Source organism: Mycobacterium sp. IDUB_24 (genome assembly GCF_055419385.1).
Genome location: NZ_JBVAXO010000001.1, coordinates 173,102 through 196,072 on the forward strand (window position 1 = coordinate 173,102; position 22,971 = coordinate 196,072).

At 68.0% G+C, this 22,971-nt stretch carries 20 protein-coding genes; 16 read left to right on the forward strand and 4 right to left on the reverse strand.

The window, feature by feature from the left end:
- Positions 1–3 precede the first annotated feature (3 nt).
- The gene (locus tag ACZYZF_RS00820) at positions 4–1,041 is read right to left on the reverse strand and encodes an alpha/beta hydrolase (RefSeq protein WP_463834284.1); all 1,038 of its coding nucleotides are present in this window, start codon (positions 1,039–1,041) and stop codon (positions 4–6) included.
- Between the two features lie 325 nt (positions 1,042–1,366).
- Between ACZYZF_RS00820 and mqo the strand changes: the two genes are divergently transcribed.
- The 9 genes from mqo to ACZYZF_RS00865 are packed head-to-tail and all read left to right on the forward strand — an operon-like array spanning position 1,367 to position 12,406.
- Positions 1,367–2,806, forward strand: coding sequence for a malate dehydrogenase (quinone) (mqo, locus tag ACZYZF_RS00825; RefSeq protein ID WP_463745966.1), 1,440 nt, complete (start codon positions 1,367–1,369; stop codon positions 2,804–2,806).
- 13 nt (positions 2,807–2,819) lie between these two features.
- Positions 2,820–3,293: a GNAT family N-acetyltransferase gene (locus ACZYZF_RS00830; RefSeq protein ID WP_463745467.1), complete on the forward strand. Its 474-nt coding sequence runs from the start codon at positions 2,820–2,822 to the stop codon at positions 3,291–3,293.
- A complete protein-coding gene (locus ACZYZF_RS00835; RefSeq protein ID WP_463745468.1) occupies positions 3,293–5,167 on the forward strand; it encodes a magnesium chelatase subunit D family protein in 1,875 nt (624 codons plus the stop codon). Before ACZYZF_RS00830 ends, ACZYZF_RS00835 begins: the two co-directional genes overlap by 1 nt.
- A 34-nt stretch (positions 5,168–5,201) precedes the next feature.
- The gene (gene cobO, locus ACZYZF_RS00840; protein WP_463745469.1) at positions 5,202–5,816 is read left to right on the forward strand and encodes a cob(I)yrinic acid a,c-diamide adenosyltransferase; all 615 of its coding nucleotides are present in this window, start codon (positions 5,202–5,204) and stop codon (positions 5,814–5,816) included.
- 2 nt (positions 5,817–5,818) lie between these two features.
- The gene (locus tag ACZYZF_RS00845; protein WP_463745470.1) at positions 5,819–7,174 is read left to right on the forward strand and encodes a cobyrinate a,c-diamide synthase; all 1,356 of its coding nucleotides are present in this window, start codon (positions 5,819–5,821) and stop codon (positions 7,172–7,174) included.
- Entirely contained in the window at positions 7,171–8,388 is a 1,218-nt protein-coding gene (gene cobA, locus ACZYZF_RS00850; RefSeq protein ID WP_463745471.1) for a uroporphyrinogen-III C-methyltransferase, read from the forward strand. Before ACZYZF_RS00845 ends, cobA begins: the two co-directional genes overlap by 4 nt.
- Positions 8,389–8,421: 33 nt before the next feature.
- Positions 8,422–9,969 (forward strand): MFS transporter, encoded by a 1,548-nt coding sequence (locus ACZYZF_RS00855; RefSeq protein ID WP_463745472.1) that lies wholly within the window; start codon positions 8,422–8,424, stop codon positions 9,967–9,969.
- A complete protein-coding gene (locus tag ACZYZF_RS00860; RefSeq protein WP_463745473.1) occupies positions 9,950–10,621 on the forward strand; it encodes a VOC family protein in 672 nt (223 codons plus the stop codon). The genes ACZYZF_RS00855 and ACZYZF_RS00860 overlap by 20 nt, the downstream gene beginning before the upstream one ends.
- 24 nt (positions 10,622–10,645) lie before the next feature.
- On the forward strand, positions 10,646–12,406 hold the full coding sequence (locus ACZYZF_RS00865; RefSeq protein WP_463745474.1) for a proline--tRNA ligase: 1,761 nt from the start codon (positions 10,646–10,648) through the stop codon (positions 12,404–12,406).
- 108 nt (positions 12,407–12,514) lie between these two features.
- On the opposite strand, the gene ACZYZF_RS00870 is transcribed toward ACZYZF_RS00865, so the two are convergent.
- Together ACZYZF_RS00870 and ACZYZF_RS00875 are read right to left on the reverse strand one after the other, a co-directional pair.
- Complete coding sequence (locus ACZYZF_RS00870; protein ID WP_463745475.1) at positions 12,515–12,994, reverse strand: ferritin-like domain-containing protein; 480 nt, start codon at positions 12,992–12,994, stop codon at positions 12,515–12,517.
- Positions 12,991–13,512, reverse strand: a complete 522-nt coding sequence (locus tag ACZYZF_RS00875; protein ID WP_463834285.1) for a hypothetical protein — start codon at positions 13,510–13,512, stop codon at positions 12,991–12,993. The genes ACZYZF_RS00870 and ACZYZF_RS00875 overlap by 4 nt, the downstream gene beginning before the upstream one ends.
- Before the next feature lie 208 nt (positions 13,513–13,720).
- On the opposite strand from ACZYZF_RS00875, the gene rimP reads away from it, so the two are divergent.
- The 7 genes from rimP to ACZYZF_RS00910 all read left to right on the forward strand — a co-directional run bounded on the left by rimP (position 13,721) and on the right by ACZYZF_RS00910 (position 21,526).
- A complete protein-coding gene (gene rimP / locus ACZYZF_RS00880; protein ID WP_463834286.1) occupies positions 13,721–14,266 on the forward strand; it encodes a ribosome maturation factor RimP in 546 nt (181 codons plus the stop codon).
- On the forward strand, positions 14,263–15,291 hold the full coding sequence (gene nusA / locus ACZYZF_RS00885; protein ID WP_463745478.1) for a transcription termination factor NusA: 1,029 nt from the start codon (positions 14,263–14,265) through the stop codon (positions 15,289–15,291). Before rimP ends, nusA begins: the two co-directional genes overlap by 4 nt.
- A gap of 177 nt (positions 15,292–15,468) precedes the next feature.
- Complete coding sequence (locus tag ACZYZF_RS00890; protein WP_463745479.1) at positions 15,469–15,681, forward strand: YlxR family protein; 213 nt, start codon at positions 15,469–15,471, stop codon at positions 15,679–15,681.
- Between the two features lie 134 nt (positions 15,682–15,815).
- Positions 15,816–18,644 carry a translation initiation factor IF-2 gene (infB, locus tag ACZYZF_RS00895; RefSeq protein ID WP_463745480.1) on the forward strand — a complete coding sequence of 943 codons (2,829 nt, stop codon included), beginning with the start codon at positions 15,816–15,818 and terminating at the stop codon, positions 18,642–18,644.
- Between the two features lie 14 nt (positions 18,645–18,658).
- A complete protein-coding gene (gene rbfA, locus ACZYZF_RS00900; protein WP_135453742.1) occupies positions 18,659–19,162 on the forward strand; it encodes a 30S ribosome-binding factor RbfA in 504 nt (167 codons plus the stop codon).
- A complete protein-coding gene (locus ACZYZF_RS00905; protein WP_463745481.1) occupies positions 19,155–20,159 on the forward strand; it encodes a DHH family phosphoesterase in 1,005 nt (334 codons plus the stop codon). The genes rbfA and ACZYZF_RS00905 overlap by 8 nt, the downstream gene beginning before the upstream one ends.
- Positions 20,160–20,191: 32 nt before the next feature.
- Positions 20,192–21,526: an MATE family efflux transporter gene (locus tag ACZYZF_RS00910; RefSeq protein WP_463834287.1), complete on the forward strand. Its 1,335-nt coding sequence runs from the start codon at positions 20,192–20,194 to the stop codon at positions 21,524–21,526.
- Here ACZYZF_RS00910 and ACZYZF_RS00915 read toward each other — a convergent pair.
- Entirely contained in the window at positions 21,523–22,866 is a 1,344-nt protein-coding gene (locus tag ACZYZF_RS00915; RefSeq protein WP_463745483.1) for an FAD-dependent oxidoreductase, read from the reverse strand. The genes ACZYZF_RS00910 and ACZYZF_RS00915 overlap by 4 nt on opposite strands.
- Between the last annotated feature and the right edge of the window lie 105 nt (positions 22,867–22,971).

A 22,971-nucleotide genomic window follows, 5' to 3' on the forward strand; every position in this document is an offset into this window, starting at 1 on the left:
GTCCTATCCCGAAGATGTTGTGCTCGGCCGGGTTTGCAGATTGAGGTAGTAGTCCAACCACCGGTCGAGCTCGCGGTAGGCCGCCGCGCGGGCGTCGGCGACCGACAGGAAAACGTCGTGTTTGGCGTCGGTGACAGGGGCGATGGTCGTGTGGTTACCCACGCAACCGGACCACCGGGCGATCTGGGTGACATCGAGCACGGCATCACCGCGCTGCATCGAGGCGGGGTCGGATGTTTCGGTGACGCTGCGGTCCGACCGCAGGATCAGGTTCGGTACGCCGACGTCCAGGCCGCGGTGCAGCCGGGCCTGCCCGCGGCGGATGGCGTTGATCCATCCGATCGTCACCGGGAAGCCCCCCAACGGTTTCCAGTCCAGGTTGTAGTCGAACTCGCCGCCGTAATCGCGATGCAGGGTGGTGCCGTAACCGCCTTCGGTGGGTTTACGGATCACCGACAGCTTGCGTAAGCGGGCCAGGGCGATCAGGGCCGCCGACGTGGGTGCGGTTCGCAGGATCGCCGGTCCGTGCAGATCGAAGAACGGGCTGTTGAGGATCAGCCCCCCGACGCGAAGCTGGGCGAGCCGCCCGCTGCGGCGCAGGCGATCGGCGAACAACGTCAGGATCAGCCCGCCCGCCGAATGCCCGTACAGGCACACCGTGGCATCGCCGGTGTCGGCCGCGATCACCTCCAGTGCCCGCTGCAACTCGTTGTCGTACCGCGCCAGATCGGTGGTGAAATGCGCGGTCTGGCCGTCATGCCGGGAGCGTCCGCACTTGGGCAGATCCAGCGCATAGAACGCGAAGCCGCGCTCGACGAATCGATCGGCCAGTTCGGTGTGGAAGAAGTAGTCGGTGTAGCCGTGCAGTGCCAGCACGGCGTGGCCGGGCCGTGTCGCCCCGTTCGCTGTGGCGCCCGGACCCCGGCGTACCAGCGTGGCGACCAGGTCGCCTTCGCCGTCGGGATCGGGTCCTGAATCGATGGTCTGCTGCCAGAACCCCGGCAACACATCCGGCTCCCAAGCGGGCTCCCGTGACGTCACGGTTCCACCCTAGCTGCGCGCTGGAAACCGGCGTCGTAATGACGTAGCGGAGTCCGTTGCCGGCCCGAGGACCTGCAAGGTTGCTGGGCCACGCACCAGATCGGGGGTGGTTGGCGGACTGTCGTGGCGCTGAGGAGGACGGATGGGTGACGGATCGCACTACCATGCCTGGCCAACTGGGATTCGTCGCGCGATAACCTTGGAATAACAGAAAGCCCGTCGACGGCGACGGGCCGCGCAATGCAAAGGACGAGCGATCAGGGTGTCTGAGTCAAACGTGGGTACGACCGTGAAGACTGACGTCGTGCTGGTTGGGGCCGGCATCATGAGCGCAACCCTCGGCGCTCTGATCCGCATGCTGGAACCGGACTGGTCCATCACCATGATCGAGCGTCTCGACGGCGCTGCCGCCGAGAGCAGCGATCCGTGGAACAACGCAGGCACCGGACACTCGGCGCTGTGTGAGCTGAACTACACCCCCGAACTGTCCGACGGCTCGATCGACACCGCCAAGGCCATCAACGTCAACGAGCAGTTTCAGGTGTCGCGGCAGTTCTGGGCCTATGCGGCCGAGAACGGCGTGCTGCCCGATGTGCGCGGCTTCCTCAATCCGGTCCCGCACGTCAGTTTTGTCCACGGTGCCGGCAACGTGGACTACCTCAAGCGTCGGCACCAGGCGCTCGTCGGCAATCCGCTGTTCGCCTCGATGGAATTCATCGACGACAAGGACGAGTTCGCCCGCCGGCTGCCGTTCATGGCGGCCAAGCGTGATTTCTCCGATCCGGTCGGGCTGAACTGGTCGCAGCACGGTACCGATGTCGACTTCGGCGCGCTCTCGCGCCAGTTGATCGGCTTTACTGCGCAGCGCGGGATGGACACCCTTTTCGGCCACGAGGTGCGCAATCTGCGCAAGGAATCGGACGGCACCTGGACGCTCAAGGTGACCAACCGGCGCACCGGCCTCAAGCGCAAGTTCAATGCCAAGTTCGTGTTCGTCGGCGCCGGTGGCGGTGCGCTGCCACTGCTGCAGAAGGCGGGCATCCCGGAGGCCAAGGGCTTCGGCGGATTCCCGGTCGGCGGCGCATTCCTGCGGACCAACAATCAGGCGCTGACCGCAGGCCACCAGGCCAAGGTGTACGGGTTGCCGCCGCTGGGTGCGCCGCCGATGTCGGTGCCGCACCTGGATACCCGCGTGATCAACGGTAAATCGTGGTTGTTGTTCGGCCCGTTCGCCGGTTGGACGCCGAAGTTCCTCAAGCAGGGCAAGTTCACCGACCTGCCGTTGTCGGTCAAGCCCAACAACATCATGTCCATGCTCGGTGTCGGTCTCACCGAGATGGGTCTGGTGAACTACCTGGTCGGCCAGCTGCTGCTGAGCGAGGCCGCGCGCGTCGATACGTTGCGCGAATTCGCGCCCAGCGCAGTCGATTCCGATTGGGAACTCGACATCGCCGGGCAGCGCGTACAGGTGATCCGGCGCAAGGGCGCTGGCGGCGTGCTGGAGTTCGGCACCACCGTGCTCACGGCGGCCGACGGCAGCATCGCCGGTCTGCTGGGCGCCTCGCCGGGCGCCTCCACTGCGGTGCCGGCCATGCTCGACGTGCTGGAGCGCTGCTTCACCGATCGCTACCAGAGCTGGCTACCCAAGCTCAAGGAGATGGTGCCGTCGCTGGGCACCAAGTTGTCCGACGAACCGGGCTTGTTCGAGGAGGTCTGGGCGTGGGGCAGTAAGGCGCTCCTACTGGACGCCCCTGTGACAGCGTGACCGGGGCGGGCGGATGACGGTCGCGCTACGCCGGAGCTGGGCCAAAGACCTCGACGTACCAACGCTTTACGAGCTGCTCAAGCTCCGTGTCGAGGTGTTCGTGGTGGAGCAGGCGACCCCCTACCCGGAGCTCGACGGCCGCGATCTGCTCGCTGAGACCCGCCACTTCTGGCTGGAAACACCCGACGGAGAAGTCATTTCGACACTGCGTTTGATGGAGGAGCATCCCGGGGGAGAGAAGGCGTTCCGGATCGGCCGGGTGTGCACCAAACGCAGCGCTCGCGGTAGCGGGCACACCACCCGGCTGATGCAGGCCGCGCTGGCCGAGGTCGGCGACTACCCGTGCCGCATCAACGCCCAGACCTACCTGGTCGACATGTACGGCCGGCACGGATTCGTCCGCGACGGCGACGAATTCCTTGACGACGGTATCCCTCATGTGCCGATGGTGCGGCCCGGAGCCGATGTGACGCGAGAGCGAGTCTGATGACGGCGGAGACCCAGACCTACCCGTTCAGCGCACTGGTGGGGCAGGACCGGCTGCGCCTGGCCCTGCTGCTGTGCGCGGTTCACCCTGAGATCGGCGGCGTTCTGATCCGCGGTGAGAAGGGGACCGCGAAATCCACCGCGGTCCGTGGCCTGGCCGCGGTGCTTTCCGCAGTCGACGACGATGCCCGACTGGTGGAACTGCCGATCGGCGCGACCGAGGACCGGGTGGTCGGATCGCTGGACTTGCAGAAGGTGCTCCGCGACGGCGAACACGCCTTCTCGCCGGGCCTGCTGGCCCGCGCCCACGGCGGCGTCCTCTACGTCGACGAGGTCAACCTGCTGCACGACCACCTGGTGGACGTGCTGCTCGACGCCGCTGCCATGGGCCGGGTCCATGTTGAGCGCGAAGGGATTTCGCACTCACACGAGTCCCGATTCGTCCTGATCGGCACGATGAACCCCGAGGAAGGTGAACTGCGTCCCCAGCTGTTGGATCGGTTCGGGCTGACCGTCGACGTCGCCGCCTCACGCGATGTCGACGTCCGCGTCGAGGTGATCCGCGCCCGCATGGCGTTCGAAGCCGACCCGCGGGGTTTCGTCGATCGACACGCGGCTGCCGACGCCGAACTGGCCGGGCGTATCACCGCGGCCCGGGCAGCGATCGGCTCGGTGGTCCTGCCCGACAGCGAACTGCGCCGTATTGCCGCCCTGTGCGCGGCGTTCGACGTCGACGGGATGCGCGCCGACCTGGTGGTGGCGCGCACCGCTGTCGCCCATGCCGCCTGGCGCGGTGCCACCACGGTCGCCGAAGAAGACATCCGGGTGGCTGCTGAACTGGCCTTGCCGCACCGGCGCCGTCGTGACCCGTTCGACGATCCGGGGCTGGACCCCGAACGCCTCGAAGAGGCGATGCAGCAGGCAGGGGAGTCGGCCGCGCAAGCCGGACAGGATCCCGAGCCGTCAGACCCGGACTTCGATCCCGACTTCGATCCGCCCGGTGGTGGAGCAGATTCCGGCTCGGAAAGTGGCGCGCCACAGGGCAGTTCGAAACAACCCTCGACGCGGCCGAGTGCCCCGCCGTCGTCGGTATTCCGGACCAGGGCGCTGGTGGTGCCCGGTGTCGGGGAGGGCGCCCCAGGCCGCCGCTCACGCGCACGCAATCGCACCGGCACTCCCATCGCGGCCACCGCGGAGCCCGGCGCCGGGCACGGGTTGCACATGTTCGCCACCCTGCTCGCCACTGCAGGCCGCCAACAGGGCGCCGGCCTGCCGCGCCCCCGGCCCGAAGACATCCGCCGTGCGGTACGCGAAGGCCGCGAGGGCAATCTGGTGATCTTCGTCGTCGACGCCTCCGGGTCCATGGCCGCCCGCGACCGGATGTCGGCGGTCACCGGCGCGACGTTGTCCCTGCTGCGCGATGCCTACCAGCGGCGGGACAAGGTCGCGGTGATCACGTTCCGCCAACAGGACGCGCGGGTGCTGCTGCCGCCCACCACCTCGGTGCACATCGCCAGTCGGCGGCTGGCGCGGTTCGACACCGGAGGCAAGACCCCGCTGGCCCAAGGCCTGCTGGCCGCCCGTGACCTGGTGATCCGCGAGAAGGCCCGCGACCGCGCCAGGCGCAGCCTGGTGGTGGTGCTCACCGACGGTCGCGCCACGGGTGGCCCGGATCCGCTGGGCCGCACCAGACAAGCCGCGGCCGCTCTGGTGGCCGAGGGTGCTGCCGCTGTGGTGGTCGACTGTGAAACATCGTTTGTGCGACTCGGATTGGCCGGGCAACTGGCCGAACAGCTGGGGTCGCCGGCAGTCCGGCTCGAGCAGTTGCGCGCGGCCGAACTGACCCGGCTCGTCCAGCACCAGACCGCCGCCTAGCGCGGCCCGAGACGCAGAAAGAGAGGACCGCCCAATGCCACAGGGACAGCCGCTGACCGTCCCCGACGACGGCCTCACCACCAAGGCCCGCCGCAACGCGCCGCTGCTCGCCGTGCACACCGGGCCAGGGAAGGGCAAGTCCACCGCGGCCTTCGGGATGGCTCTGCGGGCCTGGAACCAGGGCTTCTCGGTGGCGGTGTTCCAGTTCGTCAAGAGCGCGAAGTGGAAGGTCGGGGAAGAGGCCGTATTCGGTCAGCTCGGTCGGCTGCACGACGAGCACGGTGCGGGCGGCCCCGTCGAGTGGCACAAGATGGGCTCGGGCTGGTCCTGGACGCGTAAGCACGGCGATGACGTCGACCACGCGGCGGCCGCCGCCGACGGCTGGGCCGAGATCAAACGTCGGCTGGCCGAGGAACGTCACGACTTCTACGTGCTCGATGAGTTCACCTATCCGCTCAAGTGGGGCTGGGTTGCCGTAGAAGAAGTAGTCGAGGTACTGAATGCCCGCCCGGGCACCCAGCACGTGGTGATCACCGGCCGGGATGCCCCGCAGGCCCTGATCGACGCCGCGGACCTGGTGACCGAAATGACCAAGATCAAGCATCCGATGGATGCCGGCCGCAAAGGCCAGAAAGGCATCGAGTGGTAACTGTGCCCGCGGTGGTGATCGCTGCACCGGCCTCGGGCAGCGGGAAGACCACGGTGGCAACAGGTTTGGTAGGTGCACTGCGCCAGGCCGGTCACACTCCCGCGCCGTTCAAGGTGGGCCCGGACTTCATCGACCCCGGCTACCATGCGCTCGCAGCCGGCCGCCCGGGCCGCAATCTGGACCCGGTGCTGGTCGGTGAGGATCTGATCGGCCCGCTGTACCGGCACGGCTGCGCCGGTGCCGACATCGCGGTGGTCGAGGGTGTGATGGGCCTGTTCGACGGCCGCATCGAGTCGCAGATGACCGGTATCCCGCGAGGTTCGGCGGCCCAGGTCGCCGGGCTTCTGGGGGCCCCGGTGGTGCTGGTGGTCGACGCCCGCGGGCAGAGCCACAGCATCGCCGCGCTGATCCACGGCTTCGTCACCTTCGACCCCGCGGTGCGGATCGCCGGGGTCATCCTCAACCGGGTGGGCTCGGACCGGCACGAGGCGGTCCTGCGCCAGGCGTGTGAGCATGCCGGTGTGGCGGTGCTCGGCGCGATTCCTCGGAATGACGAATTATCCGTCCCGTCAAGACATCTCGGTCTCATCACCGCAGTGGAGCACGGCCGTCAGGCGCGCGACGCGGTGGCCGCGATGACCGCGCTGGTGGCCCGCCACGTCGATCTCGAGGCCCTGGTATCCGCATCCGCGGCCCACGTCACCGCCGAGTCGTGGAGCCCGGTCGCCGAATCGGTGACCAATGTCACGGTGGCCCTGGCTGCCGGTAAGGCGTTCAGCTTCAGCTATGCCGAACACGCCGAACTGTTACGCGGGGCCGGCGCGCAGGTCGCCGAGTTCGACCCGCTGTCCGAAGCTCTGCCTGCCGGTGCGGATGCGCTGGTACTGCCCGGCGGATTCCCCGAACAGTTCACCGCCGAGCTGTCGGCCAACGATCTTGTCCGCCAGCAGATCAGGGATCTCGCCACCCGGGGCGCCCCTGTGCATGCCGAATGCGCGGGCCTGACGTATCTGGTCGACGATCTCGACGGCGTGCCGATGTGCGGTGTGCTCGCCGGCTCGGCACGCTTCACCGAACGCCTCACGCTGGGCTACCGCGACGCCGTCGCGGTTGTCGACTCCAGCCTGCACGCGGCAGGCAATCGGGTTACCGGCCACGAATTCCACCGAACTGCAGTGGAATTCGTCGACGATCAACCGCCGGCCTGGGCATTCGCGACCGCGGGCCAGGCAGCCCGGCGGGACGGCGCGGTGCAGCTCGGTGTGCACGCCGGATATCTGCACACCCACCCCGCCGCGCACCCTGAGGCCATCACCCGCTTCGTGACCACGGCAGCAACCTCTAAGCTCGGCGGGTGACCGAGAATGCCTACCTCGTCGGCCTGCGCCTGTCGGGCAAGAAGGTCGTCGTTGTCGGCGGCGGAACCGTCGCGCAACGTCGGCTGCCCCTGCTGATCGCCCACGGCGCCGACGTACATGTCATCGCCCGAGCGGCGAGCCCTGCGGTGGAGGCACTGTCGCACGACGAACCGGGGATCACCCTGCAGCTGCGCGACTTCCGCCCCGGGGATCTTGACGGCGCCTGGTATGTGCTCGCCGCCACCGACGATTCCGAGGTCAACGCGGCCATCGCCGCCGAAGCCGACGAGCGGCGCATCTTCTGCGTCCGCGCCGACGTGGCTCGCGAAGGATCCGCGGTGACCCCGGCGACATTCGACTCCGATGGACTCTCGGTGGGCGTCCTGGCCGGCGGTGAGCACCGCCGGTCGGCGGCCATCCGCACCGCCATCCACGAAGCGCTGCAACGCGGTCTGCTCACCACAGACGCCGGTAGCGAGCCGGGGGAGACTCCCAGCGGGGTGGCCCTCGTCGGCGGTGGTCCGGGCGACCCCGAGCTGATCACCGTGCGCGGACGACGCCTGCTGGCCCGCGCCGACGTCGTGGTCGCCGACCGGCTGGCTCCGCAGGAGTTGCTGGCCGAACTCGGCCCCCATGTCGAGGTGATCGACGCGGCCAAGATCCCGTACGGGCGGGCGATGGCTCAGGACGCGATCAACCAGGTGCTGGTGGACCGGGCCCGCGCCGGAAAGTTCGTCGTCCGCCTCAAGGGCGGCGATCCGTTCGTCTTCGCGCGCGGATATGAAGAGGTCCTGGCGTGCACCGAGGCCGGTATCCCGGTCACTGTCGTCCCGGGTGTGACGAGTGCCATATCGGTACCCGCACTGGCCGGGGTTCCGGTCACGCACCGGGGCATGACCCACGAGTTCGTGGTGGTCAGCGGCCATGTTGCGCCCGGCCACCCCGAATCGTTAGTGAATTGGAACGCACTGGCAGCGATGACGGGCACCATCGTGCTGCTGATGGCCGTCGAGCGCATCGAACTGTTCACCAAGGCCCTTCTGGAGGGCGGCCGACCTGCGGATACGCCCGTTCTGGTGGTGCAGCACGGCACGACTGTCGCTCAGCGCACGCTGCGGGCCACGCTCGGCGACGCGCCCGAGCGGATCCGCGCGGACGGCATTCGACCTCCGGCGATCATCGTGATCGGACCGGTGGCGGCCTTCGCCGGTTAAAGGATTCTTAAGATTCCGGTAAGGTGACCCGCTATGACGGCACTCAACGACGCCGAGCGCCAGGGCCTCGCTGCCCGCCTCCCGTCCTGGTTCCCGTCCTGGGGCTTCCTTTCCGCGGTCATCGCGATCGGTGGCATGCAGCTGCTGGCCACCATGGACAGCACGGTCGCGATCGTGGCACTTCCGAAGATCCAGGACGAGCTCGGCCTTTCCGACGCGGGACGTAGCTGGGTCATCACCGCCTACGTCCTCACCTTCGGTGGCTTGATGCTGCTCGGCGGACGGCTCGGCGACACCATCGGTCGTAAGCGCACCTTCATCGTCGGCGTCGCGTTGTTCATCATCGCCTCGATCCTGTGCGGCATCGCCTGGAACGAGACCACCCTGGTCGTCGCCCGGCTGCTGCAGGGCGTCGGCGCCGCGATCGCGGCACCCACAGGGCTCGCGCTCGTCGCGACGACGTTCCCCAAAGGCCCGGCCCGCAACGCCGCCACCGCAGTGTTCGGAGCAATGACCGCCATCGGCTCGGTGATGGGCCTGGTGGTCGGCGGAGCTCTCACCGAGGTGTCCTGGCGACTCGCGTTCCTGGTCAACGTGCCCATCGGTCTGGTGATGCTGTACCTGGCCCGTACCTCGCTGCAGGAAACGCACCGCGAGCGGATGAAGTTGGACGCCGCTGGCGCGCTGCTGGCCACGCTGGCCTGTACGGCCGCGGTGTTCGCATTCACCCAGGGCCCCGAGAGCGGCTGGTTGTCCCCGATCACGCTGGGCTCCGGCGCCGCGGCAGCAGTCTTCGGCATTGCCTTCCTCATCGCCGAACGCAGCGCCGAGAACCCGGTGGTGCCGTTCGACCTGTTCCACGAGCGCAACCGGGTCGCCACGTTCGCGGCGATCTTCCTGGCCGGCGGCGTTCTGTTCACCTTGACCGTGCTGATCGGCCTGTACGTGCAGGACATCCTGGGCTACAGCGCCCTGCACGCCGGTGTCGGCTTCATCCCGTTCGTGATCGGGATGGGCATCGGCCTGGGGGTCTCCTCCCAGATCGTGCGGTTCTTCCAGCCGCGCATCGTGGTCATAGCGGGTGGCGTCCTCGTGCTGGGCGCGATGCTCTACGGCTCCACGCTGCACGCGGGCATCCCGTATTTCCCGAACTTGGTGCTGCCGATCACCATCGGCGGTATCGGCATCGGCATGATCGTGGTGCCCCTGACCCTGTCGGCCATCGCCGGTGTCGACATCGACCGTATCGGTCCGGCCTCGGCCATCGCGCTGATGCTGCAGAATCTCGGCGGTCCGCTGGTGCTGGCCATCATCCAGGCCGTCATCACGTCGCGCACCCTGTACCTCGGTGGGATCACCGGCCCGGTCAAGGACATGAACGGGCCGCAGCTGGCGGCGCTCGACGCGGGTTATACCTATGGGTTGTTGTGGGTGGCCGCGGTCGCGGTGCTGGTCGGCCTTGCGGCGTTGTTCATCGGTTACACCTCCAAACAGGTAGCCCACGCCCAGGACGTCAAGGAAGCCATCGACGCCGGAGAAATCGATGTCGACCAATCGACCCGTGAGCGCTCTGACACGTAAGCAGATCTCCGAGGCCGTCGGTCCGCTGGGCTGGCGGCTGGTACTGGGGGCCATCTACACCGAGGTCTTGGTCCCGTCGATGGCCGATGCCGCCTCGGCGGCCGCCCACGCAGTGCGCGCGGCCGGTTCCGATGCGTCCGGCCATCTTTCGATCGACATCCGCAGTGACCGGGCCATACTTCGTCTGCGCACTCAGGACGCCCATGCGGCGACCGAGCGGGACCTCGCGCTGGCCGGCGCGGTGTCACAGGCGCTTGCTGCCCATGGCTTCGAGCTGTCCACCGGACCGGGTGCCATCCAGGCATTCGAGATCGCGATCGACGCCCTCGACATCGGCGCCGTACGCCCCTTCTGGAAGGCCGTCACGGGCTACATCGACGAGCCGGGCAACATCGACCTCAACGCGGGACTCGTCGATCCGTTCGGCCGCGGCCCGGCCATCTGGTTTCAGCAGATGGATGCGCCCCGCTCGCAACGTAATCGGATCCACCTCGACATCGATGTCACCCACGATGCGGCGCAGGCCCGCGTCGACGCAGCACTCGCCGCCGGCGGCACATTGGTCAACGACCGGGTCGCGCCGCGCTTCTGGGTACTAGCCGACGCGGAGGGGAACGAGGCCTGCATCTGTACCTGGCAGGGCCGTGACTGAAGACACGCCTTAAGGTTGTCGCCTGTGATCACCCGCATGTCCGAGCTGTTCCTGAGAACCCTGCGCGACGACCCCGCTGATGCCGAGGTGCCCAGCCACAAGCTGCTGATCCGGGCGGGCTATGTCCGGCCGGTAGGCCCTGGTATCTACAGCTGGCTGCCGCTGGGCCTGCGGGTGCTGCGCCGCATCGAGGGCATCGTGCGGGACGAGATGAACGCGATCGGCGGCCAGGAGATCCTGCTGCCCGCGCTGCTGCCGCGTGGCGCCTATGAGACCACCAACAGGTGGACCGAGTACGGCGACACCCTGTTCCGTTTGCAGGACCGGCGAGGCAACGACTATCTGCTCGGGCCGACCCACGAGGAGATCTTCACGCTGACCGTCAAGGGGGAGTACTCGTCCTACAAAGATTTCCCGACGATTCTGTACCAGGTTCAGACCAAGTACCGCGACGAGGCACGGCCGCGCGCAGGCATTCTGCGTGGCCGCGAGTTCGTCATGAAGGACTCGTACTCCTTCGATGTGGACGACGACGGTCTCAAGAACGCGTACCACGCCCATCGTGAGGCGTACCAGAAGATCTTCGGCCGCCTGGGCGTGCGCTACGTGATCGTGTCGGCGGTCTCGGGCGCAATGGGCGGCAGTGCCTCCGAGGAGTTCCTGGCCGAGAGCGAGGTCGGTGAGGACACCTTCGTGCGCTGCCTGGATTCCGGGTACGCGGCCAATGTCGAAGCGGTGATCACCCGGGCGCCGGAGCCGCTGCCGATCGAGGGTCTGCCCGAGGCACAGGTGCACGAGACCCCGGACACCCCGACCATCGCGACCCTGGTGGATTGGGCCAATTCGGTTGGCTTGGAACAGTTCTCGGATCGTGAGGTGACCGCGGCAGACACCCTGAAGAACGTCCTGCTCAAGACCCGCGTGCCCGGTGGCGAGTGGGAGCTGCTGGCAGTGGGGGTGCCCGGTGACCGTGAGGTCGACGAGAAGCGCCTGGGTGCCGCGCTGGAGCCGGCCGAGTTCGCCCTTCTCGATGACGCGGACTTCGCCAAGAATCCATTCCTGGTCAAGGGCTACGTCGGTCCGAAGGCATTGTTGGACAACGGGGTTCGCTACCTCGTCGATCCGCGCGTGGTGGACGGCACGGCGTGGATCACCGGTGCCGACGCGCCGAACAGGCACGTGGTCGGACTGGTGGCCGGCCGCGACTTCACGCCTGACGGCACGATCGAGGCTGCCGAGGTCCGCGACGGTGACCCGTCACCCGACGGCGCCGGTGTGCTGACCTCGGCGCGTGGGATCGAGATCGGCCACATCTTCCAGCTGGGCCGCAAATACGCCGATGCCTTCACCGCCGACGTACTCGGCGAGGACGGCAAGCCGGTGCGGCTCACGATGGGCTCGTACGGGATCGGGGTGTCCCGCATGGTCGCGGTGATCGCCGAGCAGCAGCACGACGAGCTGGGCCTGCGCTGGCCGGCGTCGGTCGCGCCATTCGACGTGCACGTGGTGGTGGCCAACAAGGACGACGCCGCGCGGACCGGGGCGACCGAACTCGTCGCGGCGCTGGACCGGCTGGGCCATGAGGTGCTGTTCGACGACCGCAAGGCGTCACCCGGGGTGAAGTTCAAGGACGCCGAGCTGCTGGGCATGCCGTGGATCGTGGTGGTCGGCCGCGGTTTCGCCAACGGTGTGGTGGAGCTTCGCAACCGGTTTACCGGCGAGAACCGCGAGATCGCCGTCGACGACGCTGCCACCGAGATCTCAGCGGCACTGACCGCCGGCTGAGGCTGCCGCTTTCTGCACCAGGGCGGCTGCGGGTCGCGAGCGGCCGCCCTCCGGTAGAAATCGGCGGAAACGGGTGACGTGGCGTCAGCGCAATACCGCAGCGTGGGGCTATTCACCGCCGCCCGGGAACGCGACCGTCACCGGCCAGGCATTCACGATCGCGCGCCACTTGGCCGCGCTGACGGCAGTCTGGGTCAGTGCGGTCACCGCAAAGGTGCGGTCGTCGGCGCTGGTCGCCTGTTCGAGCACCGCACGCCAGGCGACCGAGGTGTCTTCCTCCATGCGAATCGCGAGGTTGGCGGCGTCGGTCGGGTCGGTTACCGGCGCCGGCAACTGATACCCGGCGGCCGGCAGCGGCGGCGTGACCGAGCGTGCTTCGAGCATGGCCATGGCGGCCTCGCGCCGGGCCCGGTGTTCGGCCATCGCCGTGGCCACCAGGGCGTTGTCCTCGGCCGTCGAATGGGCCGATACCAGCCCGTAGCCGTAGATGGCCCCGTGTTCCACGGCCACCGCATCGAACAGCGCGGCGTCGGCGGCCGTGGTCGGCCGGGCGGGCGAGGTGGTCGAACGTGGTCCGGGTGAGGTCACTGTGCACCTCCCAGCGCGACGGTGTAGCCGGCCGTGCACGAGGCGGCGATCGATCCGAGCAGGCCGGCGCGATAACCGGACAGCCTGCGGGCCACGCCGGCGGCCTTGTCGGCGGACTCCTTTAGCGCGTCGACCACGTCATCGACACTGGGCGCCGACGCGTCTGCCCCGGCGCCGGGCGGGGCCTTGGCCGTGCTTCCGGTGGTGGAGGTGGCGGCGTTCGCTGGGGCGGCACCCGTCATCCGGGTCAACTCGTCAGACAGGGCCTTGGCGTGCGCGGTGCGATCGGCCGCCACCGCGTTCAGCGCCCGGGTGACCTGCGCCTGCGGAGGCTGTGCGGCGGCCGCGTCGGCGGCCAGCGCGCTGTCGGCGCGCGCCCGATCCCACTGCGCGGTCAGGTCATCCACTTCAGGTTGAGACGTCGACGTACTGCAGGCGGCGGTGGCGCCCAGCAGGGCAAGGGCCGCGGCCGAGAGCAGTACGCGCCGCCGGCTGATGTCTGCATGGGCGCTCGGCACGTGAACATCCTGCCATTGCTCAGGTACTCGCCTGACGGGGCGCTGACTGGCCGCCCGGCACCGGTGCGACGGCATTCGCCACGCACCGAACTTCGATTGGCGGTTGCTGCCGGGGGCCTGGCGTATCGTAGATAGGCAATTCCGGGGCTGATCCAGGTGGCTGGCCCTGGGATTTGTGTCGGAGACAATTCAAGATGAGGAGCTCGCCGTGGCACCGGATCCAAAGTTGCGGTCTGCGGATTTGCCGTCGCAGACGAAGGTGATCGAGCTACTTGACGGCGAGTTCGCGCGCGCCGGTTACGAAATCGACGATGTCGTCATCGACGCATCGACTCGTCCGCCCCGCATCACCGTGATCGCCGATGGCGACGAGGGTCTCGATCTCGATTCCCTGGCTGCGCTGTCGCGGAGGTCCTCGGAATTGCTCGACCAGCTTGCGCAGGGCGACAAGCCGTATGTGCTCGACGTCACCTCGCCGGGTGTGGACCGGCCGCTGACCCAGGCCAAGCATTTCCGCCGCGCCCGCGGGCGCAAGGCCGAACTCGCGCTGACCGACGGTTCGGTGCTCACCGGAAGGATCGGGCAAACCGACGGCACCGTACTGGAGGTCGTGGTGCCGGATGGCCGCGATCTGGCCGTCCGTGAGATCGCCCTGGTTGATATCGCCAAAGCTGTTGTCCAAGTGGAGTTTTCACCTCCGAACCGACGTGAATTGGAACTGTCGGGAGAAACCGGGAAGGGGGCCGGCGAATGAACATCGACATGGCGGCGCTGCATGCCATCGAGGCCGACAAGGGCATCACGGTCGACGTGGTCGTCGAGACCATCAAATCGGCGCTGCTCACCGCGTATCGCCACACCGAGGGGCATGAGCCCGACGCGCACATCGACATCGACCGTAAGACCGGTGTGGTCAAGGTGATCGCCCGTCAGACCGATGCCGACGGCAATGTCCTGCACGAATGGGATGACACGCCCGAGGGATTCGGCCGGATCGCGGCGACGACGGCTCGCCAGGTGATCCTGCAGCGGTTGCGCGACGCCGAGAACGAGAAGACCTATGGGGAGTTCGCGGCTCACGAGGGCGACATCGTGGCCGGGGTCATCCAGCGCGATGCGCGGGCCAACGCTCGAGGCCTGGTCATCGTACGGATCGGCAGCGAGACCAAGGGATCCGAAGGGGTGATCCCCAGCGCCGAGCAGGTGCCGGGGGAGCGCTACGAGCACGGCGACCGGCTGCGCTGCTACGTCGTCGGCGTCACCCGCGGTGCCCGCGAGCCGATGATCACGCTGTCACGCACCCACCCGAACCTGGTTCGCAAGCTGTTCTCATTGGAAGTACCCGAGATCGCCGACGAGTCGGTGGAGATCGTGGCGGTCGCCCGGGAGGCCGGGCACCGGTCCAAGATCGCGGTCGCCTCACGGGTGCCCGGACTGAACGCCAAGGGCGCGTGTATCGGCCCTATGGGCCAGCGCGTGCGCAATGTGATGAGCGAACTGTCCGGCGAGAAGATCGACATCATCGACTACGACGAGGACCCCGCCCGGTTCGTCGCCAACGCCCTTTCGCCGGCCAAGGTCGTATCGGTATCGGTGATCGATGAGGCCGCGCGCGCGGCGCGGGTGATCGTGCCGGACTTCCAGCTTTCCCTGGCGATCGGCAAAGAAGGGCAAAATGCCAGGTTGGCCGCCCGGCTGACCGGTTGGCGGATCGATATCCGCAGCGATGCGGCGCCGCAGCCGGACGCTGAAGTCCGGCCCGGGGCGGTGCGCGACTGACAGTAGTGACCGGCGTTTCGGAGCACAGCCCTCGGGGCGGTAGACTCAGCCGTGATCCAGCGCGAGACTCCGGCTCTGACGCATCGAAGCACCTCCGACTCCTCTGTCGGACCAGTGCGGACCTGCATCGGGTGCCGGAAGCGAGAGTTGGCCGCCGAGTTGCTCCGAGTGGTTGCGGTGACCGACGGGAACGGGACGAGTTCCGTAACCGTTGACCCCGCGGCAAGCCTGCCTGGGCGTGGTGCGTGGTTGCACCCCGACCAACAGTGCGCACAGATGGCAGTGCGGCGGCGAGCCTTCGTCCGAGCGTTGCGACTCACCGGTTCACCGGATACATCCGCGGTGATCGAGTACGTCGAGAGCTTCGGTGAAGATCACCGAGACTCTTGAAGCATTCGGACGCCCGGCAACAGAACAGGTAGCGAAGAACATGAGCACACCGTGAAGTCCCGATGACCATGCGTCATAGCTAAACCCGAGGCGCGGCGCCTACCACCGCTGTTGCCTCCAGACGAGGAGATGTAGTGGCAGCAGGTAAGGCCCGTGTGCACGAGTTGGCTAAGGAACTCGGTGTCACCAGCAAGGAACTACTGGCCAAGCTCAAGGAGCAAGGCGAGTTCGTAAAGTCGGCGTCCTCCACTGTGGAGGCGCCGGTCGCGCGTCGGTTGCGCGAAGCGCTCGGCTCACCGGCCGGCGGCAAGAAGACCGAAGACAAGCCCCGCCCCCAGGGTGGCGCTGCTCCGGCACCCAAGCCGGGCGCTCCGGCTCCCAGCCCCGCCACGGCGGCCAAGCCGGCACCGGCCAAGCCCGCCGCGCCCGCGGCCCCGGTGGCCGAACCTCAGGCTCCGGCGGCTGAGGCCGCACCGGTCGCCCCGGCTCGGCCCGCAGCACCCAAGCCCGCCGCTCCGCAGCCTCCGGCCGCGCCGAGTGAACCGGCTGCAGCTGCGCCCAGCGCCCCGGCAGCGCCGGCCCCGGGCACCACGCCCGGTCCCCGGCCTACCCCGGGTGCCACGCCCGGACCGCGTCCGGGTCCGGCATCGGGTGCCCCGAAGCCGGCTCCGCGCGCTCCGCGTGTCGGTAACAACCCGTTCTCCTCGCAGCAGCCTGTCGAGCGGCCCATCCCGCGTCCGCAGCCACGTCCCGGGGCCCCGCGTCCCGGTGGTGGCCCGCGTCCGTCGCCCGGCAACATGCCGCCGCGACCGGCCGGCGCCGGTGCGCCCGGACGGGGCGGCCCGCGTCCCGGCCCGCGTCCCGGTGGTGGCCCACGTCCCGGCGGTGCCGGTCAGGGCGCTCGCCCCGGTGGCGGCGGCGGTGGCGGTAACTACCGCGGCGGCGGTGCCGGCGCAGGTGGCGGCGCACCCGCAGGTGGCGGCGGTGGTTTCCGCGGTCGCCCCGGTGGTGGTGGCGGCGGTGGCCGTCCCGGTCAGCGCGGTGGCGCGGCCGGTGCGTTCGGTCGTCCCGGCGGTGCTCCCAAGCGCGGCCGCAAGTCGAAGCGCGCGAAACGCGCCGAATACGAGAACATGCAGGCACCGGTCGTCGGTGGTGTGCGGTTGCCGAAGGGCAATGGCGAGACCATCCGGCTGGCCCGCGGTGCATCGCTGAGCGACTTCGCCGAGAAGATCGACGCCAACCCGGCCGCATTGGTCCAGGCGCTGTTCAACCTCGGTGAGATGGTCACGGCAACCCAGTCGGTCGGTGACGACACGCTGGAGCTGCTCGGCAGCGAGATGAACTTCAAGGTGCAGGTCGTCTCGCCCGAGGACGAGGATCGCGAACTGCTGCAGTCCTTCGACCTCACCTACGGCGAGGACGAGGGCGACGAGGACGATCTCGAGTTCCGCCCGCCCGTGGTCACCGTCATGGGTCACGTCGACCACGGCAAGACCCGACTGCTGGACACCATCCGCAACGCCACCGTCCGCGAGGGCGAGGCCGGTGGAATCACCCAGCACATCGGCGCCTACCAGGTCGAGGTCGATCTGGACGGCAACGTCCGGCCGATCACCTTCATCGACACCCCGGGTCACGAGGCGTTCACCGCCATGCGTGCCCGTGGTGCCAAGGCCACCGATATCGCGATCCTGGTGGTCGCCGCCGACGACGGAGTCATGCCGCAGACGGTGGAGGCCATCAACCACGCGCAGGCCGCTGATGTGCCGATCGTGGTGGCGGTCAACAAGATCGACAAGGAGGGTGCCGACCCGGCCAAGATCCGGGCGCAGCTCACCGAGTACAACCTGGTGGCCGAGGAGTACGGCGGCGAGACCATGTTCGTCGATATCTCCGCCAAGCAGGGCACCAACATCGAGGCGCTGCTGGAAGCGGTCGTCCTGACCGCCGATGCATCCCTCGACCTGCGGGCCAACCCCGACATGGAGGCCCAGGGTGTGGCCATCGAGGCGCACCTGGACCGCGGTCGCGGTCCGGTCGCCACGGTGCTCATCCAGCGCGGCACCCTGCGTGTCGGCGACTCGGTGGTGGCCGGCGATGCCTATGGTCGCGTCCGCCGCATGGTCGACGAGCACGGCGCCGACGTCGAAGAGGCGCTGCCCTCGCGTCCGGTCCAGGTCATCGGCTTCACGTCGGTGCCCGGTGCCGGTGACAACTTCCTGGTTGTCGACGAGGACCGCATCGCCCGCCAGATCGCCGACCGGCGCAGCGCGCGCAAGCGCAACGCCCTGGCCGCACGCAGCCGCAAGCGGATCAGCCTGGAAGACCTGGATTCGGCGCTGAAGGAAACCAGCCAGCTGAACCTGATCCTCAAGGGCGACAACGCCGGTACGGTCGAAGCCCTCGAGGAAGCCTTGATGGGCATCGAGATCGACGACGAAGTGGAGCTGCGGGTCATCGACCGCGGTGTCGGTGGCGTCACCGAGACCAACGTCAACCTGGCTTCGGCTTCGGACGCGATCATCATCGGGTTCAACGTCCGTGCCGAGGGCAAGGCGACCGAACTGGCCAACCGCGAGGGTGTGGAGATCCGGTACTACTCGGTGATCTACCAGGCCATCGACGAGATCGAGAAGGCCCTCAAGGGCATGCTCAAGCCGGTGTACGAGGAGAAGGAGCTCGGCCGCGCCGAGATCCGGGCGATCTTCCGGTCGTCCAAGGTCGGCAACATCGCTGGTTGCCTGGTCACCTCGGGCATCATGCGTCGTAACGCCAAGGCCCGGCTGCTGCGTGACAACCTGGTGGTCGCGCAGAACCTCACGGTGTCCTCGCTCAAGCGGGAGAAGGACGATGCCACCGAGGTGCGCGAAGGTTACGAGTGCGGTCTGACTCTGACCTACAACGACATCAAGGAAGGCGACGTCATCGAGACGTACGAACTCGTCGAGAAGGTACGGACGTAAAGGTGTCCACATAAATGGCTGATCCTGCACGGGCCAAGCGGCTCGCCAAACGGATCTCCACCATCGTCGCCTCGGCGATCGAGTACGAGATCAAGGATCCGCGGCTGAACGGCGTGACGATCACCGATGCCAAGATGACCGGTGATCTGCACGACGCCACGCTGTACTACACCGTCATCGGGACCAGTCTCGATGAGGAACCGGATTATGCCGGTGTGGCGGCGGCGCTGGAGAGCGCCAAGGGTGTGTTGCGGACCAAGGTGGGCGCCGGGACCGGGGTGCGATTCACCCCGACCCTGGCGTTCGTCCGGGACACCGTGCCCGACGCGGCGCACCGGATGGAGGAGCTGCTGGCCCGGGCGCGGGCCGCCGACGAGGATCTGGCGAGAGTTCGGGAGGGCGCCAAGCATGCCGGTGATGAAGACCCGTACCGTGTGAGCGGGGCGGAAGACATGGACGGGCTTGCCGACGGGGCAGACACAGAGGATGCCGGTGACCGCGATCGAACGGATGACTGATACTGCTCATTCGGGGGCTCCCAACGGGCGCCCTTCCGGTCAGCGTGTCGACGCGCGTGCGGCAGCCGACCTCCTTTCCGACGCGGCGAGCATCAGCGTGGTGTGCCATGTCTACCCCGACGCCGACACCATCGGCGCCGGGCTGGCGCTTGCGCAGGTGCTCGACGACGCGGGCAAGCAGGTCGAGGTAGCCTTCGCGGCTCCCGATCAGCTGCCCGAATCGCTGCAGACGCTGCCGGGCGGCCACCTGATGGTCGCGCCGCATGCCATCCGGGATGACGCTGATCTGGTTGTCACAGTGGACATTCCGAGCGTCAACCGTCTTGGTGCGCTGGCGGGACTGGCCGTTGCCGGCCGCGAGGTTCTGGTCATCGACCACCATGCGTCCAATCAGCTGTTCGGTTCGGCCAACTACGTCGACCCGACGGCGGATTCCACCACGATGTTGGTGGCCGAACTGCTCGACGCCTGGGACAAGCCCATCGACAAACGTGTCGCGCACTGCTTGTACGCCGGGCTGACCACTGACACGGGCTCGTTCCGCTGGGCGACCGCGCGGGCACACCGGTTGGCGGCCCGGTTGGTCGAACTCGGGGTGGACAACGCCTCGATCAGCCGCGCGCTGCTCGACACCCACCCGTTCGCGTGGTTGCCGATGCTGTCACGGGTGCTGGCCTCGGCCCGGCTCCTGCCGGGCGCAGTCGGCGGCCGCGGACTCGTGTATGCCGTTGTGTCGCATGATGAATGGTCAAGCGCTCGGCCCGAGGAAGTGGAGAGCATCGTCGACATCGTGCGCACCACTGAACAGGCGGAGGTCGCCGCGGTGTTCAAAGAGATCGAGCCACAACACTGGTCGGTGTCGATGCGGGCGAAGTCGCTGAACCTCGCCACGGTCGCCAGCTCCTTCGGAGGCGGTGGACACCCGCACGCGGCCGGATACTCGGCAGCCGGGCCGGCCGACGATGTCGTGCAGGCGCTCGCGCAAGCTCTTGCCTGACGGCATGCGGAGCGCCTCTCCCAGGCGGTCACATGGTTGAACCCGAAGGCGATGTTCCCGTCACGCCGGCGACTACCCGCCGGATTGCGGGCCTGGCCTTTCCGGCACTGGGCGTGCTGGCCGCCGAGCCCATTTACCTGCTGTTCGACATTGCGATCGTCGGGCGGTTGGGCGCACTCAGTCTCGCCGGGCTCGCCATCGGCGGCCTGATCCTGGGCTTGGTCAACTCGCAGGGCACGTTCCTGTCCTACGGCACCACCGCGCGCTCGGCTCGCATGTTCGGGGCAGGTGACCGGCAGTCCGCCGTCGGCGAGGGCGTGCAGGCCACCTGGCTGGCGCTGGGTCTGGGGCTGCTGATCATCGCGGTGGTAGAGGCCGCCGCGGGACCGCTGCTGTCGGTGATCGCCGGGCGCTCCGACATCGCGGACGCCGCGCTGCCCTGGCTTCGCATCGCCATTCTGGCCGCCCCGGCGATCCTGGTGTCGTTGGCCGGTAACGGCTGGATGCGCGGGGTGCAGGACACCGTCCGGCCGCTGCGCTACGTGGTGTTCGGGTTCGCCGTGTCAGCGGTGCTGTGTCCGCTGCTGGTGTACGGCTGGCTGGGCTTGCCGCGATGGGAATTGGCCGGCTCGGCCGTGGCGAACCTGGTGGGGCAGTGGGTGGCGGCACTGTTGTTTCTGCGGGCCCTGCTGATCGAGAAGGTTGCGCTGCGCATAGAGCCGGCGGTGCTGCGGGCCCAATTGACCATGGGGCGCGATCTGCTGCTGCGGTCGTTGGCGTTCCAGGCCTGCTTCCTGTCGGCCGGGGCCGTCGCGGCGCGGTTCGGTGCGGCGGCGGTGGCGGCCCATCAGGTCGTTCTGCAGGTCTGGAGTTTCCTTGCGCTGGTGCTGGATTCACTCGCAATCGCCGCGCAGTCACTGGTCGGCGCAGCGTTGGGCGCGGGGCAACTCGCGCATGCCAAGAGCGTGGCCTGGCGGGTGACGCTGTTTTCCACGATGGCCGGTGTGGTGCTGGCGCTGGTATTCGCCGTCGGTTCCTCGGTGTTGCCGCCGGTGTTCACCGATGATCGATCGGTGCTTGCGGCGATCAGGGTGCCCTGGTGGTTCCTGGTGGCCCAATTGCCCGTGGCGGGAATCGTCTTCGCCCTCGACGGTGTGCTGTTGGGTGCGGGCGACGCGAAGTTCATGCGCAACGCCACGCTGACCAGTGCACTGGTCGGCTTCCTGCCTCTGATCTGGTTGTCGCTCATCTACGGCTGGGGCCTGTTCGGCATCTGGTCGGGGCTGAGCACCTTCATGGTGCTGAGACTGATCTTCGTCGGCTGGCGGGCGTTATCCGGTCGCTGGCTGGTGCCAGGGACCGGTTAGCGGCGCGAGCGTTCGGCGCGCCACTGTCCGATGTTGTTGCGGACCGCACGCCCGATCAGCCGGGGTGATGGTGCGAGATAGAGACTGTCGAGCAGACTCGTGCGCCGAAGAAACCATTCGGCCAGTACGGGGTCCGTCTCGGCTGCGCCGAGGAACTGATCGAACAGGCCGTACAGCGGCCGATACCACCATGGGCGGTCGCCTTGGGCGCCATGCTCGGCGTAATCGGCGACCGCGTTCATGAGCCACACCGGATATGTGGTCCGTGCCGTCGCATGTGCCAGTCGGGCAGCAACATCGTTCGGTCCGGTGTCGAGGACTGCACGTAGATTGCTGGCCTGGATAGCCGTCATCGTCACGCCCTGGCCGAAGGTGGGATTGAGGCTCGCGACGGCATCGCCGAACGGCACGATCCCACCGGGCAGGCTCGCCAGCTTGTCGTATCGGCGCCATTTGCTGGTGGGGTAGCGGTGAAACATCATGCTGCCGTGCGGTTCGCCGGCCTGCAGGGCCGAACTGATATGCGCCGGCAGTATGGCTTGGGCAAGCCGGCACATCCCGGCGAAGTCCCGTGGCGGTTCGGTATCGGCCACTCCGAAGGATGTCACCATCCAGGTGCCGTCCTCGTGGAACAACATGCCCATGCCGAGTTGCCGGTCTCGAGTTGCGCTGACCAGCACCATCTTCTCCGCGATCAGACCGGCGGGGATCCGGACCCGGTGCGAGGCGTAGGTGACCCCGATGTGGACTGTATCGACCCTCGGGCTTTCAAAGCCCCACTGCTGCATCCAGCCTGGCAGGCGGCTGCCCCGTCCGGAGGCGTCGACAACGAGGTCAGCGGCCACACGCTGGCCGTCGTCGAGGACCACGCCGGTGACCCGGTTGGTCTCAGGATCGAATTGCGGGTGCACGACCACCCGCTGTTCCAGTCCGACCGACGGGATGGCGTTGACGCGCTTGCGGATCTGCCATTCGAGTTGTCCGCGGCTCGGCACGTACGCGGTAAAGCTGTCGTGCAACCCGTGCCCGGTACCGAGGATATGGCCGGCGGCATCGAAATGAATCGACTCCGGCTGGTTGTGCACGACCGGAACGCCGGCGGCGGCCATGTCGTCCAGCAGTCCCGGAAAAACACCTTCGAGTTCCTGCGCTCCACGGGCCATCAGCAGGTGAACGTGCTGGCCCTGGGGTATCGCCGGGCGATTGACTGGTTCGTCGGGTAGTTCATCGCGTTCGTACAGGGTGACGCGGTCGAAATAGCCGGACAGCACACCAGCTGCGCAGAGGCCTGCGATGCTGCCGCCGATGACCACGGCGTGGCTCGACGCGGCGCTGTCCACCTGGCCCTCCTTGACCTGAATCCTCGTAATCGGCTCATGACGTCGACCTTTTCGGTCGGCTGCAGATAAACCAGTGCACTGGCGCGCTGATGTCACGGATGTCTC

Excerpts from the sequence above, each read along its gene's own strand:
- mqo (WP_463745966.1), top strand. The coding sequence starts at position 1,367 with ATGAGCGCAACCCTCGGCGCTCTGATCCGCATGCTGGAACCGGACTGG.
- ACZYZF_RS00830 (WP_463745467.1), top strand. The coding sequence starts at position 2,820 with ATGACGGTCGCGCTACGCCGGAGCTGGGCCAAAGACCTCGACGTACCA.
- ACZYZF_RS00835 (WP_463745468.1), top strand. The coding sequence starts at position 3,293 with ATGACGGCGGAGACCCAGACCTACCCGTTCAGCGCACTGGTGGGGCAG.
- cobO (WP_463745469.1), top strand. The coding sequence starts at position 5,202 with ATGCCACAGGGACAGCCGCTGACCGTCCCCGACGACGGCCTCACCACC.
- ACZYZF_RS00855 (WP_463745472.1), top strand. The coding sequence starts at position 8,422 with ATGACGGCACTCAACGACGCCGAGCGCCAGGGCCTCGCTGCCCGCCTC.
- nusA (WP_463745478.1), top strand. The coding sequence starts at position 14,263 with ATGAACATCGACATGGCGGCGCTGCATGCCATCGAGGCCGACAAGGGC.
- rbfA (WP_135453742.1), top strand. The coding sequence starts at position 18,659 with ATGGCTGATCCTGCACGGGCCAAGCGGCTCGCCAAACGGATCTCCACC.
- ACZYZF_RS00905 (WP_463745481.1), top strand. The coding sequence starts at position 19,155 with ATGACTGATACTGCTCATTCGGGGGCTCCCAACGGGCGCCCTTCCGGT.
- ACZYZF_RS00910 (WP_463834287.1), top strand. The coding sequence starts at position 20,192 with ATGGTTGAACCCGAAGGCGATGTTCCCGTCACGCCGGCGACTACCCGC.